The 18,110-nt window shown below is 54.5% G+C and carries 20 protein-coding genes; 9 read left to right on the top strand and 11 right to left on the bottom strand.

The genetic code is table 11. The annotated features are described in order from the left end of the window. From ruvC to aspS, 3 genes are all read right to left on the bottom strand, one after another. Entirely contained in the window at nt 1-525 is a 525-nt protein-coding gene (ruvC, locus tag B3729_RS07435; RefSeq protein ID WP_010795186.1) for a crossover junction endodeoxyribonuclease RuvC, read from the bottom strand. 114 nt (nt 526-639) lie between these two features. Then, the gene (locus tag B3729_RS07430) at nt 640-1,386 is read right to left on the bottom strand and encodes a YebC/PmpR family DNA-binding transcriptional regulator (protein ID WP_010795187.1); all 747 of its coding nucleotides are present in this window, start codon (nt 1,384-1,386) and stop codon (nt 640-642) included. A gap of 58 nt (nt 1,387-1,444) precedes the next feature. Further along, nucleotides 1,445-3,220, bottom strand: coding sequence for an aspartate--tRNA ligase (gene aspS, locus B3729_RS07425; protein WP_219652641.1), 1,776 nt, complete (start codon nt 3,218-3,220; stop codon nt 1,445-1,447). 328 nt (nt 3,221-3,548) lie between these two features. Between aspS and B3729_RS07420 the strand changes: the two genes are divergently transcribed. Both B3729_RS07420 and B3729_RS24760 read left to right on the top strand, forming a co-directional pair. Next, nucleotides 3,549-4,019 (top strand): Dps family protein, encoded by a 471-nt coding sequence (locus B3729_RS07420; protein ID WP_286787519.1) that lies wholly within the window; start codon nt 3,549-3,551, stop codon nt 4,017-4,019. 193 nt (nt 4,020-4,212) lie between these two features. Continuing rightward, complete coding sequence (locus B3729_RS24760; RefSeq protein ID WP_019366319.1) at nt 4,213-4,839, top strand: cold-shock protein; 627 nt, start codon at nt 4,213-4,215, stop codon at nt 4,837-4,839. 42 nt (nt 4,840-4,881) lie between these two features. Here B3729_RS24760 and B3729_RS07405 read toward each other — a convergent pair whose 3' ends face one another. Together B3729_RS07405 and B3729_RS07400 are read right to left on the bottom strand one after the other, a co-directional pair. After that, the gene (locus B3729_RS07405; RefSeq protein ID WP_010795191.1) at nt 4,882-5,088 is read right to left on the bottom strand and encodes a SlyX family protein; all 207 of its coding nucleotides are present in this window, start codon (nt 5,086-5,088) and stop codon (nt 4,882-4,884) included. After that, the gene (locus tag B3729_RS07400; protein WP_286787518.1) at nt 5,078-5,509 is read right to left on the bottom strand and encodes an HIT domain-containing protein; all 432 of its coding nucleotides are present in this window, start codon (nt 5,507-5,509) and stop codon (nt 5,078-5,080) included. Before B3729_RS07400 ends, B3729_RS07405 begins: the two co-directional genes overlap by 11 nt. 382 nt (nt 5,510-5,891) lie before the next feature. Here B3729_RS07400 and B3729_RS07395 point away from each other — a divergent pair, with 382 nt between their 5' ends. The 3 genes from B3729_RS07395 to B3729_RS07385 all read left to right on the top strand — a co-directional run bounded on the left by B3729_RS07395 (nt 5,892) and on the right by B3729_RS07385 (nt 10,023). Further along, nucleotides 5,892-7,193 carry an OprD family porin gene (locus B3729_RS07395; protein WP_150346922.1) on the top strand — a complete coding sequence of 434 codons (1,302 nt, stop codon included), beginning with the start codon at nt 5,892-5,894 and terminating at the stop codon, nt 7,191-7,193. A gap of 158 nt (nt 7,194-7,351) precedes the next feature. Then, nucleotides 7,352-9,067, top strand: a complete 1,716-nt coding sequence (locus B3729_RS07390) for a proline--tRNA ligase (RefSeq protein ID WP_010795194.1) — start codon at nt 7,352-7,354, stop codon at nt 9,065-9,067. A gap of 8 nt (nt 9,068-9,075) precedes the next feature. Next, on the top strand, nt 9,076-10,023 hold the full coding sequence (locus tag B3729_RS07385; RefSeq protein WP_286787517.1) for a hypothetical protein: 948 nt from the start codon (nt 9,076-9,078) through the stop codon (nt 10,021-10,023). A gap of 15 nt (nt 10,024-10,038) precedes the next feature. On the opposite strand, the gene B3729_RS07380 is transcribed toward B3729_RS07385, so the two are convergent. Genes B3729_RS07380 through B3729_RS07370 form a run of 3 tightly spaced genes read right to left on the bottom strand, consistent with a single transcriptional unit; the run spans nt 10,039 to nt 12,022 of the window. Next, nucleotides 10,039-10,314: an acylphosphatase gene (locus tag B3729_RS07380; protein WP_019366325.1), complete on the bottom strand. Its 276-nt coding sequence runs from the start codon at nt 10,312-10,314 to the stop codon at nt 10,039-10,041. Continuing rightward, nucleotides 10,311-10,775, bottom strand: coding sequence for a TlpA family protein disulfide reductase (locus tag B3729_RS07375; RefSeq protein WP_010795197.1), 465 nt, complete (start codon nt 10,773-10,775; stop codon nt 10,311-10,313). Before B3729_RS07375 ends, B3729_RS07380 begins: the two co-directional genes overlap by 4 nt. Beyond that, complete coding sequence (locus B3729_RS07370) at nt 10,772-12,022, bottom strand: YihY family inner membrane protein (protein WP_286787516.1); 1,251 nt, start codon at nt 12,020-12,022, stop codon at nt 10,772-10,774. Before B3729_RS07370 ends, B3729_RS07375 begins: the two co-directional genes overlap by 4 nt. 118 nt (nt 12,023-12,140) lie before the next feature. On the opposite strand from B3729_RS07370, the gene arsC reads away from it, so the two are divergent. Together arsC and wrbA are read left to right on the top strand one after the other, a co-directional pair. Next, nucleotides 12,141-12,494: an arsenate reductase (glutaredoxin) gene (arsC, locus tag B3729_RS07365; protein WP_286787515.1), complete on the top strand. Its 354-nt coding sequence runs from the start codon at nt 12,141-12,143 to the stop codon at nt 12,492-12,494. Next, the gene (gene wrbA, locus B3729_RS07360; RefSeq protein WP_286787514.1) at nt 12,491-13,093 is read left to right on the top strand and encodes an NAD(P)H:quinone oxidoreductase; all 603 of its coding nucleotides are present in this window, start codon (nt 12,491-12,493) and stop codon (nt 13,091-13,093) included. Before arsC ends, wrbA begins: the two co-directional genes overlap by 4 nt. A 35-nt stretch (nt 13,094-13,128) precedes the next feature. Here the strand turns inward: wrbA and hda are convergent, their stop codons facing one another. From hda to B3729_RS07345, 3 genes are all read right to left on the bottom strand, one after another. Continuing rightward, nucleotides 13,129-13,833 (bottom strand): DnaA regulatory inactivator Hda, encoded by a 705-nt coding sequence (gene hda / locus B3729_RS07355; RefSeq protein ID WP_010795201.1) that lies wholly within the window; start codon nt 13,831-13,833, stop codon nt 13,129-13,131. Continuing rightward, nucleotides 13,830-14,921, bottom strand: a complete 1,092-nt coding sequence (locus tag B3729_RS07350; protein ID WP_286787513.1) for an AI-2E family transporter — start codon at nt 14,919-14,921, stop codon at nt 13,830-13,832. The genes hda and B3729_RS07350 overlap by 4 nt, the downstream gene beginning before the upstream one ends. 113 nt (nt 14,922-15,034) lie before the next feature. Next, complete coding sequence (locus B3729_RS07345) at nt 15,035-16,099, bottom strand: DUF2066 domain-containing protein (protein ID WP_286787512.1); 1,065 nt, start codon at nt 16,097-16,099, stop codon at nt 15,035-15,037. 293 nt (nt 16,100-16,392) lie between these two features. Between B3729_RS07345 and purM the strand changes: the two genes are divergently transcribed. Both purM and purN read left to right on the top strand, forming a co-directional pair. Then, nucleotides 16,393-17,451 carry a phosphoribosylformylglycinamidine cyclo-ligase gene (gene purM / locus B3729_RS07340; protein WP_286787511.1) on the top strand — a complete coding sequence of 353 codons (1,059 nt, stop codon included), beginning with the start codon at nt 16,393-16,395 and terminating at the stop codon, nt 17,449-17,451. After that, complete coding sequence (gene purN / locus B3729_RS07335) at nt 17,451-18,101, top strand: phosphoribosylglycinamide formyltransferase (protein ID WP_074824605.1); 651 nt, start codon at nt 17,451-17,453, stop codon at nt 18,099-18,101. Before purM ends, purN begins: the two co-directional genes overlap by 1 nt. Nucleotides 18,102-18,110 lie beyond the last annotated feature (9 nt).

The raw sequence follows: 18,110 nt of genomic DNA, 5'->3' as shown, positions 1-18,110 counted from the left end.
TTAAAGACGCAGGCGACCACCGCGCCGGCGAGCTCCTAGAAGCCCATGAGGGGTCAGACTTTGCCGCGTATGCGCATGACAAATAGCAATCCCGAGGGCATCGGAAGCATCTATCTGGGGCTTCTCCTTTAGTTTCAACAAGTGCATGACCATCATCATGACCTGTTGCTTATCGGCAGCACCTGAGCCCACGATGGCTTGTTTGACCTGGGTAGCTGTGTATTCAGCTATTTCAAGCCCCGCTTCGGCACAGGCCACAATGGCCGCACCTCGAGCTTGTCCCAGCTTTAAAGCAGAATCGGCATTGCGCGCCATGAATACCTGTTCAATGCCCATGGTGACTGGCTCATAAAGCCCAATGACTTCCCGCACCCCTCTGTAGACGATTTGCAAACGCTCATACAAAGGGCCATTACCTGTACGAATACAGCCAGAGGCTACGTATTCGCACCCTTTACCCGTGTCCCGGATTACGCCGAATCCAGTGATTCGCGAACCAGGGTCAATGCCTAGTACCAGGGTCATCTCTATATCCTTCCCAGACCAGGCGGGAGAAAGGTGACTGCTTTAAGGAGGCCTGTACCTTTCCAGTAGCAGCCACCCCTGTTGCGCGCTGACACTATAGGGGTATCAGGCCCTTTAGCCTAGCTGCGCCATGACATCATCTGGAATTTCCGCATTGGAGTACACATTCTGGACATCATCCAGATCCTCCAGCATATCGATAAGCTTGAGCACTTTCTGGGCCGTATCCAGATCCAGCGGCGTTGTAGTAGACGGAATCATGGAAATCTCGGCAGCTTCGGATTTGAAGCCAGCTTCCGTCAATGCCTCGTTTACGGCAATAAAGTCGCTAAATGAGGTAAAGACGTCAACAGATCCATCATCATTGGTGACTACATCATCAGCACCTGCTTCAAGCGCCGCTTCCATGAGTGCATCTTCGTCGACGCCCGGTGCAAAGCTGATCTGTCCCTTGCGCTCGAACATGTACGCTACCGAGCCATCAGTACCCAGGTTACCGCCGCACTTGCTAAAGGCATGACGCACCTCAGCGGCCGTACGGTTGCGGTTATCCGTCATGGCCTCTACGATCAAGGCGACACCACTCGGGGCATAGCCCTCATAGGTCAGCTCTTCAACGTTATCCCCTTCGTTGGCGCCTGCCCCTCGTGCAATGGCGCGATCGATGGTGTCACGTGTCATATTGGCAGTAAGCGCCTTATCCACTGCCAGGCGAAGACGCGGGTTATCCGCCGGAACGCCACCACCCTGACGGGCAGCTACGGTCAGCTCACGGATGATCTTGGTAAAGATCTTGCCCTTCTTGGCGTCCTGTCGCTCTTTGCGGTGCTTAATGTTGGCCCATTTGGAATGACCCGCCATAACGAACTCCAAATCACTTTTTGACAAAGGGCAGCCTTGCGGCTGCCCGGTTGATCAATTACTCAGCTTTTGGCTGCTCACGCAAACGAATGTGCAGCTCGCGCAACGCCTTGGCATCCACTGCGCCAGGTGCCTGAGTCATGACATCGGCAGCGCTCTGGGTTTTCGGGAAGGCAATAACTTCACGAATAGACTGCGCGCCGGTCATCAGCATTACCAGACGATCCAGGCCGAAGGCCAAACCACCATGCGGTGGCGCACCAAACTTGAGTGCGTCGAGCAGGAAGCCGAACTTCTCTTCCTGTTCCGCCGCGTCAATGCCCAGCAAGCGGAACACAGCCTGCTGCATTTCCTTGCGGTGGATACGGATGGAACCACCACCCAGCTCGGTGCCGTTGAGGACCATGTCATAGGCGCGAGACAATGCATTCGCCGGACTCGCCTCGAGCTCTTCCGGTGTGCACTTGGGCGATGTGAAGGGGTGATGCAGTGCAGAGAAACTGCCATCATCGTTTTCTTCGAACATCGGGAAGTCAACGACCCAGAGCGGCGCCCACTCACAGGTCAGCAGGTTCAGATCATGCCCCAGCTTGATACGCAGACCGCCCAACGCATCACTGACGATCTTGGCCTTGTCTGCGCCAAAGAAGACGATATCGCCGTCTACCGCACCCACGCGATCAAGAATGGCGTTGAGGTTCGGCTCAGCAATATTCTTGACGATAGGTGACTGCAAGCCTTCAACACCCTGGGCGCGGTTGTTGACCTTGATATAGGCCAGGCCCTTAGCGCCAAAGATACCCACATACTTGGTGTAATCATCGATCTGCTTACGGGGCATGCTGGCACCACCCGGTACGCGCAGTGCAGTTACACGGCACTTGGGATCGTTAGCCGGGCCGGCAAACACCTTGAAATCGACATCCTTGAGCAGATCAGCTACATCCACCAGCTCCAGCGGAATGCGCAGGTCCGGCTTGTCTGAACCATAACGGCGCATGGCCTCCTCGAAGGTCATGTGCGGGAACTCGCCGAACTCTAGATCCAGCACTTCCTTGAACAAGGAACGGATCATGCCCTCGGTGATACCCATGATGTCTTTCTCATCGAGGAAGCTGGTCTCGATGTCAATCTGGGTAAATTCGGGCTGACGGTCTGCACGCAGGTCTTCGTCGCGGAAGCACTTGGCAATTTGGTAATAGCGATCAAAGCCCGCCACCATCAACAGCTGCTTGAACAGCTGAGGTGACTGCGGCAGAGCAAAAAAGCTGCCAGGATGGGTACGGCTAGGCACCAGATAGTCACGAGCGCCCTCGGGTGTCGCACGGGTCAGGATAGGCGTTTCCACATCCATGAAGCCCTGCTCGTCCAGATAACGGCGAATGCTGGAGGTTATGCGCGAACGCAGCTTGAGCTTGGCAGCCATCTCGGGGCGGCGCAGATCAATGAAACGGTAGCGCAGGCGTGTTTCTTCGCCCACATCGGAATATTCGTCCAGCGGGAACGGCGGCGTCTCGGCCTGGTTCAGCACTTCAAGGTCATAACCCAGCACCTCGATAGCCCCTGAAGCCATATTCGGGTTGACCGCACCCGCAGGACGCAAACGGACCTTACCCGTTACCTTGACGACATATTCACTGCGTACACGGTCGGCCTTGGCAAACGTCTCTGCCCGATCCGGATCGAACACGACCTGAGCAAGGCCTTCACGGTCGCGTATATCCAGGAAGATAACGCCTCCATGGTCGCGACGGCGGTGAACCCAGCCGCAAAGGGTGATTTCCTGGCCGTCCAGGCTCTCGTTCAATTGGCCGCAATAATGGCTGCGCATCATGGTTGTGTTTCGCTTCTCTTGAGTCCGGAATTAAGAGATGGGGAGCAAGCATCATTCACAGGCACGTCTCGCAGAACTGCTGCAACGTAAAGCCAGCCAAAGATTGTATTCCCATCTGGTTTCTCTTGGTCAGTGGGCGATTCTATAACAATTACCAAGCCTGAGGCAGCCGACCTATGACAAGCCGGCTGCCTTTTAAGAGCCTAGACTGACTTTTATAGAACCCAAGCGATCAGGCCCTCCCTGACCGGTGCTTGCGAGCATTCCATTTCCAAGGGCCTGTGTTAGGCTCCGTTTCAAATAAACATCACTGCCAAAGGAGAGCGGTATGGAAATCAATATCGGAATTGCTGAGCAAGATCGTGCGGCCATTGCAGATGGGCTCTCTCGTCTGCTTGCAGATACCTACACACTGTATCTGAAGACCCATAACTTTCATTGGAACGTGACAGGGCCGATGTTCAACACGCTGCATACCATGTTCGAAACCCAGTACACCGAACTGGCTACCGCAGTTGATGATATTGCCGAGCGCATCCGCGCATTGGGATTCGCTGCACCAGGCACCTACTCGGCCTATGCCAAGCTATCCAGTATCAAGGAAGAGGAAGGCATTCCAGAGGCGCAGGAGATGATTCGCCTGCTCGTACAAGGCCAGGAAGCAGTCGTTCGTACCGCTCGTGAAATTTTCCCGATTGTAGATAAGGTCAGCGACGAGCCAACAGCCGATCTACTGACTCAACGTATGCAAACGCATGAGAAGACAGCCTGGATGCTACGCAGCCTCCTGGCCAACTGATAAAAGCCCGGCAGACGCCGGGCTTTTTCATTTTTCCCTCTCATTCTGATGGCATCATCGGGCCATTGATTGAGTAGCCTTCACCTTTACGGTTAAATAACGCTGTGCGTATCTGCGCATAAGTCGATCATTCATAGCCACGCGTTTCAGGCAACAACAGCGATCGACTTGCTATTTCTCCAAGGTGACATCATTGAATACGCTTACACTTGTTCACATTGCGTCTGGTGCGATTGCACTTTCGATAGCCGTGGTTTCCTCTTTACAAGCAGATAAACCCAGCTTTTTTCATCATCATGAAGCCTTGCACATGGCTTTTCTTGGTCTTCTCTTGCTGATTACGACCCCTTCCGTCAGCAGCAAAAATAAGGGAGCTACGCAAACCATCACCTCAACGCTGCTGATAGCAGCTGCATGCCTTCAAGCCCTGGAACTCTTGGCTCCTGATGCCTTTCCTGGCCTACCGCCCCTGGTCAGCATCAGCCTGCCGATTGCGATGATTGCAACGCTAGTCAAGCTGTTTGCAGCCTTTAAATCGTCCAAGACAGGCAGCTACAACAAGCACAGGAAGACACGACACAACGCCCAGGATGCACTTCCTGCAGAGGGCCGTGAAATAGGCACTGTAAAGTGGTTCAACACCTCGAAGGGATTCGGGTTCATTTCACGCGATCAGGGGGACGATATTTTCGTTCACTTTCGAGCTATTCGGGGCGAAGGTCATCGCGTCCTGGTAGAGGGCCAGCGTGTCGAGTTTTCCGTTATTCAGCGTGACAAGGGGCTTCAGGCAGAAGACGTGACAGTATCGTTTGCACGTTGACCCGCTCAAAGGCGGCTCCTTTGGGAGCCGCCTTTATCAACATCAATAATGAGGTGGCGGAGCATCGTCCTCGACCGCCCCTTGCGAAACCGCGATTTCAGCCTGCCTTCTCGCAAGCTCTTCGATCTGCAGCTTCATTCGATCCAGCACTCTCTGCTGCTCGACAATAATATCGTTCAAGGTCTGGATCAGATCATCCTGAAACGCTTGTCGCATTTCCAACTCGTTGATTCGTTCTTCAACCGTCATGCTTGTCACCCTCCCACTTTTCGGCAAAAAGGGACTTGAGGTCACTCAGGCATTTTTCAAGCTCGCTTTTACTATAGGCTTTTGCAGGTCCTTTACCCCATACAGGACCCGGCCACGCTAAATCCTCTTCAAAACGAGCCACTACATGAATATGAAGTTGCTTAACTATGTTTCCCAATGTGGCGACATTTATCTTTGCCGCATGGGTGTAGTCTTTCAAACGCTGTGCAACGTATGACGATTCCTTCATCAGTTGCATCTGATCCTCTAACGACAACTCAAATACTTCGCTGATATTGGATCGCCGGGGAACAAGTATCAGCCATGGATAGTTGGCATCCTTCATTAAAAGCAACTTGCACAACGGTAAATCGCTTACCTCTACAGTATCCGCCCCAAGGCGCTCATCAAGATCAAACATAGTTACCTTCCTAACTAAAAACGGGACGGACATTGACGCCCTTGCACCAAAGCAGTTCAGCTACGCCTTTCATCTGAAAGAGCGCGCCTCAAAAGTGTGCATGTACCGAGTGCAAGTCATTGATTATCTACCCGATAACGTGCTGATGGCACTTTGTGCACACTCCTTGCTTAGCGTTCGAGCATCTTATCAAGGGGAACTCTTATCAATCCGGATGAGATTGATAAGGCATCTTTCTGATTCTAAAAAATTATAGAAAGCGCCCATAAAAATTCGATGGGAACTTTCAAGCCTGACACTAGAGTGCTATAAGTTGGCACCAACAAGAACAACCAGTCACGTTTAACGATGACTGACATTTCAATCCAAAGGAGCAATCATAATGCAAGTGATGAAGTGGAGCGTCATCGCCCTCGCCGTAGCGGCAGGGACGACCCAGATGGCATTCGCCAGTCAGCAGTCTGAATCTAAAGGCTTTATTGAAGACAGCAGCCTGACGCTGACCAACCGCAACTACTACTTCAATCATGACGGCAAGAACGGCGCAGGTGATGGTCGTGACTGGTCACATGCACTTTTGACTAACTTCCAATCCGGCTTTACACAGGGCACAGTCGGCTTTGGTGTCGATCTCTTCGCCAATATTGGTTTGAAACTCGACAAGCGCTTTGGTGGTGCAGGTAACGTTCCGGTTCACGACGACGGCAAATCGCCTGACGATTGGGAGCACGTAGGCGGGGCGGTTAAGCTGCGTGTATCCAACACCGTATTGAAATATGGCCAGATGGCACCGACCGCTCCGGTATTTGCTATCGGCGGCTCCCGGATTTTTCCGCAAACAGCCACAGGCTTTAACCTGCTGAGCAGTGAAATCGAAGGTCTTAAGCTTGAAGCCGGACATTTCACTTCGGGTACAGGGCCTCGTGGACAAAGCAACCGTGAGCCTCTATACGCAGCATATGCCAGCGTTGAAGCCAAGAACGTGGACTACCTAGGCGGCAGCTATGATCTGGCTGATGGCCTAAGCGTTAGCCTTTACGGCTCTGAATTCGAAGATATCTGGCGCCAGTATTATGGCAACGTGAACTACGCCATTCCCCTAAGTGATCAGCAGGCGCTGACATTCGATTTCAACCTCTACCGCACATTGGATGAGGGTCGCGCAGATGCAGGCTCCATTAACAACACCACATGGTCGCTGGCTGCCGCTTACTCGCTAGGTGCTCATACATTCACTCTAGCCTATCAAAAAGTCCATGGTGACACTCCATTTGACTATGTAGGTGTTGGCGAAGAGAACAGCGGCGGTGACTCGATTTTCCTGGCAAACTCGATTCATGTTTCTGACTTCAACGGCCCTGGCGAAAAATCTTGGCAGGCTCGCTATGATATCAACATGGCATCCTATGGCGTTCCCGGCCTGAGCTTTATGACTCGTTATGCCAAAGGTTATGATGCTGATGGCACCAATACTGGCAACGGCTCCGCCTACGCAGGCCAGTACGGGGAAGATGGTAAGCACCACGAGTGGGATGTGGAAGCCAAATATGTTGTTCAAAGCGGCCCCGCTAAAGATCTTTCCATCCGTGCGCGTCAGGCCTTCCATCGTGGCAACAGTGATTATGCTGACGGTGATACCAACCAGTTCCGCCTGATGGTGGAGTACCCGCTGAGCATTCTGTAATACAGAACTCATTAGCAACACCTAAAATGCCCGGCCTGCCGGGCATTTTACTTTTCCCGTCACATCTACTTCTCTCTAATGCTTGCCCCTCTCGCCTGTACGGCTAGGAAAGCCCACCGTACAATGCAGTTTTCGCTGATCAGAAAAGACCTGCCCTCATGCGTACTAGTCAGTATCTTCTCTCTACCCTGAAAGAAACGCCTTCTGATGCCACTGTCATCAGTCATCAACTCCTGCTACGCGCCGGCATGATCCGCAAGCTGGCGTCCGGCCTCTATACCTGGCTGCCGCTGGGCCTGCGTGTATTACGCAAGGTTGAGACTGTTGTACGCGAAGAGATGAATGCGGCCGGCGCCCTGGAAGTACTCATGCCAGCCATTCAGCCCGCCGAGCTGTGGCAGGAATCAGGCCGCTGGGAACAATATGGCCCCGAACTGCTCCGCCTCAAGGATCGTCATGAGCGCGACTTTTGCGTAGGCCCAACCCATGAGGAAGTGATTACAGATCTGGCGCGCAACGAGCTCAACAGCTATAAGCAGCTTCCGATCAACATGTACCAAATTCAGACCAAGTTTCGCGATGAGATTCGTCCTCGCTTTGGCCTGATGCGTGGGCGTGAATTCGTCATGAAGGATGCCTATTCCTTCCATATGACCCAGGAATCGCTGCAGGAAACCTATGATCGAATGTATCAGGCCTACTGCAACGTATTCACCCGACTCGGGTTGAACTTCCGTCCTGTTCAAGCTGATAACGGATCCATTGGTGGCAGCGGCTCCCATGAGTTCCATGTACTGGCCAGCTCCGGCGAAGACGATATCGTATTCAGTGACAGTTCCGATTACGCAGCCAATATTGAAAAGGCTGAGGCGCTACCCCGTGAAACTTCACGCGGCGCGGCTACTGAAGAGCTTCGCCTGGTTGATACACCAGACACCAAAACCATCGCGGCGCTGGTAGAGAACTTCAATCTGCCGATTGAGAAGACGATCAAGACATTGATCGTACATGGCGCAGAAGAAGGCACGCTCGTTGCGCTCATCATTCGTGGCGATCATGAGCTGAACGAAATCAAGGCCTCCAATCTCGAACTTGTTGCCTCCCCTCTCGAATTTGCTACTGAGGCGGAAGTTCGTGCAGCCATTGGCGCAGGCCCTGGCTCCCTAGGCCCGCTGAACCTTCCGATGCCTTGCGTCATTGATCGCTCGGTTGCCATGATGAGCGACTTCGCAGCAGGTGCAAATATTGATGACAAACACTATTTTGGAGTGAACTGGGAGCGTGACCTGCCGCTGCCTGAGGTCGCTGATCTGCGCAATGTGGTGGCAGGCGATCCCAGCCCCGACGGCAAGGGCAACCTGGTCATCAAACGCGGCATCGAGGTCGGTCATATTTTCCAGCTTGGCACCAAGTACAGTGAAGCAATGAACCTGACCGTCCTGAGCGAACAAGGAAAGCCCGTCAAGCTCACTATGGGCTGCTATGGCATCGGCGTGTCTCGTGTCGTCGCGGCAGCCATCGAGCAGAATCATGATGAACGCGGCATCCTATGGCCCGATGCGCTTACTCCCTTCCACATTGCGCTGGTTCCTCTGAAATATGAAAACGAGCGCGTACGGGAAGTAACGGATCAACTGTATCAGGCGCTAACTGCTGCCGGTTATGAAGTCCTGTTGGATGATCGTGACAAAAAGACAAGTCCCGGCGTCAAATTTGCAGATATGGAGTTGATCGGCATTCCTCACCGGATCGTAGTAGGTGATCGCGGCCTTGCTGAAGGTACTTACGAGTACAAAGGACGCCGCGAGCAGGACAACCAGAATGTGCCGATCAATGAATTGCTGCCATTTTTGGAAGCACGCATTAATCGTTGAGCCAAGCCATGCCTGTAAGAAGCCCTTCTTTTCTCCTTTCCGTCACGCTTGCCAGTGTGACGGTGCTTTCTGGGTGCGCCAATCACTTACCGCAGCGCAGCGAGCACGAGGAGCGCGTCGATCGCAAATTGATCGAACACAGCCTGCAGATCAATGCTGGCGAAAAAGAAGTGCTCGAACTGCCACAGCGACGAATCAAGGTACTCGATCAACATCGTTATGAAGTGACTGATTTCGAAGTAACACGTCATTACGATCGGTATACGCCTTATCAGCCCTGGCGGGAGCTTTATGAGGTTCCGCTGGGAGCTGTAACACTCGTGGCAGGCATAGGCGCCAATATTCTCAATGTGCCTCTTCTTGGCAGTCTTCCTGAAAGCGCAACACATGGACTGGTCGTCTATGGGCTGGACGGCCTTAACCCGTTCATGAACGTGGCGTCCAATGGGCGCTCCGAGCAGAACCTGGCCAGCATTGATGAAAAGCAGCTCGATAAACGCGTCGAATACACCAGCCTTCCCTGGGCTGAGCGCCCCGTTGAAGTCAAGGCGGGCAAGGCTCGACATGAGCTGCTGACCGACCAAAACGGCTTTTTGCGTCTGAACCTGCTGGAAGACCCTTTTGCAGGTCATGACATCAGCGGCATTGGCAAGCTGGACATCACGGTTATCGACCCTGAAGACCAGACCAAAGCCGAGCGCACGTTAACGGTAAGCCGCAGCCTGCGTAGCAAACTTCTGGAGGCCCATGAGCTTATTTACGATGACCTTGAAGAGGACGATGTGACTCGCTGGGTTCATCGTGTAAAGCGCTTGTCTGAACTAGGCCTGGAAGAAGAATCCAGCGAACTGGAACAGAACCTGATCGAGCTGACCCACAATGATCCGGAGCTGCAAAATGAGTTTGTCACTGCATTAGCCAAAGCAACCGGAACACCCAAGACCATCAGCCAGTAAGCATCTATATGGCTGTTAGCGCCATACTGTAAAGTTACCAAGCCCCAATGGCGCATGATCCTGAACCAGGACTTGATTGACATTTGCCTGTGCGGGGCCATGACGAAGCCATGCCAGAAACTGCTCCAGCGCTTCTGGCTCGCCTTCACATTTTATCTCGACACGCCCATCGTCCAGGTTTCTTACCCACCCTGTGATACCTAGGCGTTCTGCCTCTTCCCGGGCACTTTCTCGATAACGGACGCCCTGTACCCGTCCGTCGACGTGGATATGCCTTGCCTGACTGCTCATGGTGACTGCTTCTCCAGCTCAGCGATACGTGCCTGTATGACCGCAGCCGTTTGCTCCCCTACAAGCTTTTCCCTGAAACGGCCTTGAGGGTCAACAAGATAGGTGGCTGGCAGGACATTGCTGACCGGCAGATCGAAATGCTTGGCAGGATCCTTTTGGAAGACGGCGTATTGAATACCCATCGTTTCTGCACTCTTACGCAATGCATCGTCCTGCTGGTGATCGTAGTTAACGCCTAGCACCCTTATCTCAGCATTGGCTTTGGCCAAGGCATTGAGCTGGGGGATTTCCTTGTGACAGGGTCCGCACCACTCTGCCCAATAATTAATTACCAACCACCGCCCGTCCAGCTGAGCGTTGTCGATTTTATGGCCATACTGGTCATTTCCGTAATCCGGCGTACAGGCTGCCAACAAGAAACTGACGGCAAGCAGGCCGCCACGTAACGCTTTAGTAATCATGTTGACTCCATGGAAGATACTGGTTTGGCTTCAGGTTTCAGCCACTTGGCGAGACTGCCGCCCAGAAGTTGCTCACGTTGCTCATGAAGCTGTTTAAGCGCTTCAATCAGAGGAGGATACCAGTCACCTGTACAGCGCTCGACCTCAGGAAGACGATCGATTTTTGGTAGATGCCATGGGCTCTTTTCCATCAATTGCGTCAGGGTGAATGTGTTGAGATCCCGGCAGAGCACCCATCTTCCACTACTGGTGTGGCACACCAGTTTCTCTTTCTTGAGAAAGTCCAGAATGGGTTGCCATTGATCCTCAGGCAATTTCCAGCCGCTTTTCTGGAGCTCGACAAGATCGAGCGAGGCGCCTGTCTGTTGCCGATCCAGAAAGACACGAAGCACGCCCAGTAAGACAAGAAACGTAGGGATTGGCTGTCGGCGCCACTGCTTGGAGGAAGAAAGGTTGCACACCAACTCAGCGCCAAAAAGAACGATCAGCCAGGAGACGTAAATCCAGACCAGAAAAAGCGGAATGGTCGCAAAAGCGCCGTAGATCAGCTTGTAGCCCGGAAAAAACATGACATACAAGCCAAACAATGACTTGGCCGCCTCGAATAGCACTGACGTAAAGATACCCCCAACCAACGCATGCTTGAGCGGAACACGCGTGTTTGGTACCGCGGCATAGAGCAAGGTGAAGGCAGCCATGCTGAAGAGGAGCGGCATGAACTTGAGCAGCACGGCCGTTCCCATGACCGCATACCGACCGGACATCATGGACAGCGACGCGATATAGGTGCTGATCGCAAAGCCTGCGCCTAGCAAAAGAGGCCCCAGACTGAGGATTGCCCAATACAGGAGAAAACTGGACATGCCTCGACGAGGTTGGGAAACCCGCCAGATGTCATTGAAGGTTTTTTCAATGGTCACCAGCATGGTGAGGGACGTTACTGCCAGCAGCGCGACGCCTAGCCATGTCAAGTGGCGGGCCTGCTCGATAAATCCACGCAGGTGCTCCTCCAAGGTCTCGCCGGTCGAAGGGACGAAGTTATGGAAGATGAATATCTGAATCTGCTCTTCTGTTCCCTGAAAGGCGGGAATGGCAGAGAGCATGGCAAAGGTCACCGTCATGATGGGAACAACGGCAAACAGGGTGGTATAGGTCAAGGCCGCCGCGTTGTTGGGCGCTCGATCGCCAAGAAAGCGTTTGACCAGGAAACGGCCCCATTCAAATGTGTCGCTCAGGCGCTGACGCATTCTATTTCCTCAACCATGCGTGAATCGTCTTGAATCCAATTACCCAGCACAATGCTCGTTCAGACCACCGGAGGCCCGTTAGAATAGCTGTCACCTCCACAACGATGCGACCTTTTCAATGAGCGAATCGATACTCTTCCACAATCCTCGTTGCTCCAAGTCCCGCAGCGCACTCGAATTGCTGCAGGAAAAAAAGCTGGACCTGCATGTGGTTCGCTACCTTGAAACGCCCCCTACCGCCACAGATCTCAAGGATATTCTGCTTAAACTGGGCATCCCGGCTCGTCAGCTTCTGCGTACCGGCGAAGAGGAATACAAAGCGCTAGGCCTGGCGGATGAAACTCTTTCTGAAGACAGACTGATTGAAGCCATGGCGAGTCATCCGAAACTGATTGAACGCCCCATTTTCATCGTAGGCGACAAGGCGGTCATTGGCCGTCCGCCAGAAAAGGTTCTGGAGATACTGCCATGAGTGCTTCCTATATCCTGGTGCTTTATTACAGCCGACATGGTGCTACAGCCCAGATGGCTCAGCAGATTGCCCGAGGTGTAGAAATGGGTGGCCTGGAGGCACGTATCAGGACCGTTCCGAGTGTGTCGACAGTATGTGAAGCAACCGCACCAGAAATCCCAGAGGAAGGCGCGCTATATGCCAGCCTTGATGATCTGCGGCATTGTAGCGGCCTGGCCTTGGGCAGCCCTACGCGGTACGGCAACATGGCGGCGGCGCTGAAGTACTTTTTGGATGGCACGAACAGCTTGTGGCTGACAGGCGAATTGGTAGGAAAGCCGGCCGCGGTCTTCACTTCCACTGCAAGTCTGCACGGTGGTCAGGAAAGCACGCTGCTCTCCATGCTGCTGCCTCTGCTCCATCACGGCATGCTGGTAACCGGATTGCCGTACAGCGAAAGCGCCCTGCTTGAAACCAAAGGCGGCGGCACACCTTATGGTGCCAGCCACTTTGCCGGAACCGATGGCAAGCGGGCCTTGGATGAACATGAGATCACGCTGTGCCGTGCGCTAGGCAAGCGCCTTGCAGCCACAGCCCTGCAACTGGAGTCGAGCCGCTGAAGTGCTTAGCTACAGCGCCGTAAACAGGTAGCGGCTCACCAATCCATGATTTCCTTGACGAACGGAATGGTGAGCTTGCGCCGGGCCTGCAGAGAGGCATGATCCAGGCGCTCCAGCACATCGAACAAGGAGTTCATGCTCCGAGAGCCACGCGTCAGGATATAGCGTCCCACTTCTTCGTTCAGATGCAGACCCCGTCGAGAGGCGCGCAGCTGCAGCGCGCGCAGCTTGTCTTCATCAGACAGCGGCTGAAGCTGGAAGACCAATGCCATGGTAAGCCGTGATTTGAGATCCGGAAGCTTGATAGGCAATGACCGTGGAGGCTTGGAGCCAGACAGCAAGAGCCGCTTTCCAGCATCCCGCACACGATTGAAGAGATGAAACATCGCCTCTTCCCATTCTCGCTTGCCTGCCAGGGCATCCAGATCATCCAGGCAAACCAGCTCGCACTGTTCGAGATTTTCAAACAGTGCGGTTCCATACCCGGAAAGCTCGGCCATTGGCAGATAAACGGCTTGCTCACCCATCTGATAAAACCGCAGGCAGGCAGCCTGCATCAAATGGCTACGCCCGGCGCCTTCCGTTCCCCAGAGGTAGATAAGGCTTTCAGCCCAACCTGCGTCCAGCTCGCATAGGCGCTCGACATAACCCAGCGCCGCCGCATTTGCGCCGGGATAATAATTGGCAAAGGTAGCGTCATCGCGTAGACGCACACCCAAGGGTAACTGTATCGGTTTCATGCCGTGTCTGGCGGCTCGCTGGATTCAGGTCGACCGGGTTTGGAGTAAAGGTCGGAAAGTTTATACAAATCATGGATATGACGCAGCAGAACCATCAAGACGGCGGCTACGGGTAATGCGAGAAGAATACCGCTGAAACCAAACAGTTGACCACCCGCCAGAACGGCAAAGATGACCGCAACGGGATGTAGGCCAATACGATCACCCACCAGAAGCGGTGTCAGCACCATGCCTTCGATCATTTGTCCGAAGACAAATACCGCGAGAATGCCCAGCAGCGGATACCAATCAAGGCCAAACTGGAAGAATCCAGCAGCCATGGCTGCAGTGATGCCAACCGCAAATCCCATATACGGGACAATGCTGGCCAGTCCCGCCAGCAGACCAATCAACAGGCCCAGCTCAAGCGCTACCAGCATCAGCCCACCGGCATAGATGATTCCAAGGCCAAGCATGACCATCAACTGTCCGCGCAGGAAGGCGCCCAGTACCTCATGACAGTCACCCAGCAGCCGAGTCACCAAACCTTCGTGTCGACGCGGGAGCAGGCCCCTGAGCTTGCCAACCATGACATCCCAGTCGCGTAACAGATAAAAGCTTACGACCGGGATCAACAACGTGTTTCCGATCCAGGCCAGTAAAGCAAGACTGGAAGACGTTGCCTGGGCGAGAACGATACCGACGATATCACCGGTACGATCCAGATGGCTGGTCAGCACCGCCTTGATACGATCGAAGCGCCAGAAGCTGTCTGCAAGACCGAATTTGATCTGAATCCATGGCAATGCGGTGAACTGAAGCCAGTCGAGTATGGCAGGCATCAACTCGTAGAGACGGATGAACTGCCTGACCAGCATGGGCACGATGACAAGCAGCATGCCCAGCAGAACCAGCAGGAAGGCCAGATATACCGTAAGCACGGCCAATGTGCGGGAGAGCCCCAGCCGCTCCAGCCGATCTACCAATGGATCACCCAGGTAGGCCAGTAACATGCTGATCAGAAAGGGAGACAGAATAGGCTGCACCGAGTGCAGCAGCCACAGCAAAACGGCCAGCCCGCCAATGACATACCAGCGGCGTGTCGTCATGTTCGTTTCTCGCTAAATAATTTGTGCATAAAGAAAGCCGCCAGGCGAAGGCCAGGCGGCTTGGGAGTGTCTGATGATCGGCCTGCGGTAAGGTCTCTCTTTAGCGGACCCGATCAATGCCAGCGATAATAGAGTATCTGTTGTGCTGGCGCAGGTGCGGGCGGCTGTGAAGCGCCTGGTGCAGCTTGGGTGTCCGGTGCCGCAACGGGCGCGTTGGCATCGACCGGTGCAGAAGATTGCTCCAGATCGGCCAGGCCTAACTGTGCATGAAGTTGATCCGGGTTAGCGGTCAGCTGATAGCGAAGCTGTCCATTCTCTGCCTTGAGCAACCGAGCACCCATGGGTTCCAGCAGCTTTTGCAGCTGAGAGTAGCGCTCGAAATTGGCCCCACCCACTACTAGTGTCAGTGCTTGTGTAGAACCTGGCTTGGTAATGAACTGCTTGGCCAGACGTGTACTTAGCTCATGCATGATAGTATTGGCCAGGGCATCCAGATCGGCTCCCTGCGCATTGCCCTGTGCCGAGTTGGTCCCCTGCCACATCCGCCATTGAGCCTGCCAGGAACCACCCGATTGCCTGGCATGAACCGCCAGCAATACATCACCGCCATAACGCTTGGAAGCCTCACGCAGAGCGTCTGGCTTACCGGAATCAATATTTTCGGCAGTACCGACCAGCTGTTCACTGAGGTCTGCCAAGGGCAGGACGAGCGGCAGGCCACTGTCCTGAGCGGCCCTTTGCAAAGGAGCTGCCGCTGGCTGGCTGTCACCCACCAGGGCACTACCGCCATCAGAATCATTCAACCACCACGTCATCACGGAGGGGCGATTGGCTCCCCAGATAGGCAGCCCCGCCTGCGTTAGGGTACGGTTGACGGATGCAGGATCGAAATTGACGACCAGCACGGCTGGCGGGCCGGCATCGTAACTGTACTGGGTAATCAGTTGCTGAGGGCTTTTTACCGACTCGGATAAGGCAGGGCTCTGAGCGGCATTCGCATCGCCAGTCAAACGAACCACCAGATCCTGCAGGGCACGCCCCAGCGCAGCGTCGCGCTCTGAGGGCTGCTGGGAGGCAACGGGCTCGCGCACCTGATAAAGGCCTTCCACCAAGGCTGCTGAAGCAGACTGGCTCAGCAAGGGTAGGCAGAGCGTAAGCAGAAAGGCAAAACGACGCATGTAGAGTCTCGGCAAGCAGGAACGAAGAGGCATACCTTAAAAGGCGCCCTGCCCGGCGGCAAGCCTGAGGGCAGGTTATGTGCAGCATCACGGTGAAATCAGACCGCGCTTTATGCCAAAAGGCTCCTTTATGACTGAATAAAAGCTGAATAAGCCTGACAAGGTCATTCGATGACCAACAGTGCCTCGTCAGGAAGCGCCGTTTCTCGATTGCTTCTGGTAAAATCGCCGCCTCTCAAAAGCTGTGCCCGCGGCATAGCCTGTTTCGCAGCATTTTTAAAAGGCCTGGATTCATGAGCAAGCAACCCTCGTTGAGCTACAAGGACGCCGGAGTGGATATCGACGCAGGCGAAGCCCTGGTTGAACGTATCAAAGGCGTCGCCAAGCGTACTGCCCGCCCGGAAGTCATGGGCGGCCTCGGTGGTTTTGGCGCCCTCTGTGAAATCCCGGCCGGTTACAAGCAGCCGGTTTTGGTTTCAGGTACGGACGGTGTCGGCACCAAGCTTCGTCTGGCAATGAATCTGAAAAAGCATGACAGCATTGGTATCGACCTTGTTGCCATGTGTGTAAATGACCTGGTTGTCTGTGGCGCCGAGCCACTCTTCTTCCTGGACTACTATGCCACCGGCAAACTGAACGTTGATGTCGCGGCTCAGGTAGTGACCGGTATCGGCGAAGGCTGTGAGCAGGCAGGATGCTCGCTGGTAGGGGGTGAGACTGCCGAAATGCCCGGCATGTACGAGGGCGAAGACTATGATCTGGCTGGTTTCTGCGTAGGCGTGGTGGAAAAGGCCGAGATTATCGACGGCTCCAAGGTAGCGACCGGCGATGCGCTGATCGCGCTGCCCTCCTCCGGCCCGCACTCCAATGGTTACTCCCTGATCCGCAAGATCATTGAGGTTGCAGGCGCGGATATCGAAAGCATCCAGCTCGACGGCAAACCTTTGACCGACCTTCTGATGGCGCCGACGCGTATCTATGTCAAACCCCTGCTCAAGCTGATCAAGGACACCGGCGCCGTGAAAGCGATGGCCCACATTACTGGTGGCGGCCTGCTCGAAAACATTCCGCGCGTTCTGCCTGAAAACGCGCAGGCAGTCATCGACGTGGAGAGCTGGACACGTCCGGTCGTATTCGACTGGCTGCAACAGCAGGGCAACGTTGACGAGACAGAAATGCATCGCGTGCTGAATTGCGGTGTTGGCATGGTCATCTGCGTCGCGCAGGAGCACGTTGATAAAGCGCTGAACACGTTGCGCGATGCGGGCGAGCAGCCTTGGGTAATCGGTCAGATCGCCGCCTGCGATGAAAGCGCTCCTCGCGTTGTACTGAACAACCTGAAGACGCATTGATGCCTGCACGTTGTAATGTCGTGGTATTGATCTCAGGTGCCGGTAGCAACCTGCAGGCACTGATCGATGCCTCGACCAGCCCGGAGGCGCCCATCCAGATCCGCGCGGTGGTTTCCAACCGTGCGGATGCCTACGGATTGGAGCGTGCTCGCCAAGCGGGCATCGAGGCGCAGGTTCTTGACCATACACAGTTCGCTGATCGGGAGGCGTTCGACGCTGCCCTCGTCGAGCTGGTTGATCGCTTTGAACCAGACCTCTTGGTCCTGGCCGGCTTCATGCGTATCCTGACGGAGCGCTTCGTGACCCATTACCGAGGCCGGCTGCTCAATATTCACCCTTCCCTGTTGCCACGCTATACCGGTCTGCGTACGCATCAACGTGCGCTGGATGCAGGCGATCTGGAGCATGGCTGCAGTGTTCACTTTGTTACGGAAGAGCTTGATGGCGGCCCGGTTGTTGTACAGGCCGTCGTTCCCATTCATCCTGGCGACACAGCGGAAACCCTGGCCCAGCGCGTTCACGGACAGGAACACGTAATTTATCCTCTGGCTGTCAGCTGGTTCGCCCAAGGGCGCTTACGGCTGACTGAGCGAGGCGCTGAACTGGATGCCCAGCCGTTGCCGGCTACCGGACATGTCATTCGATCCTAGGAGAAATAT

This window comes from Pseudomonas sp. UBA3149, assembly GCF_002364655.1.
Classification (GTDB): Bacteria; Pseudomonadota; Gammaproteobacteria; order Pseudomonadales; family Pseudomonadaceae; genus Chryseomonas; species Chryseomonas luteola.
Note: the sequence above shows the minus strand (reverse complement) of the source record. Positions and strands in the feature narration are given on the sequence as shown.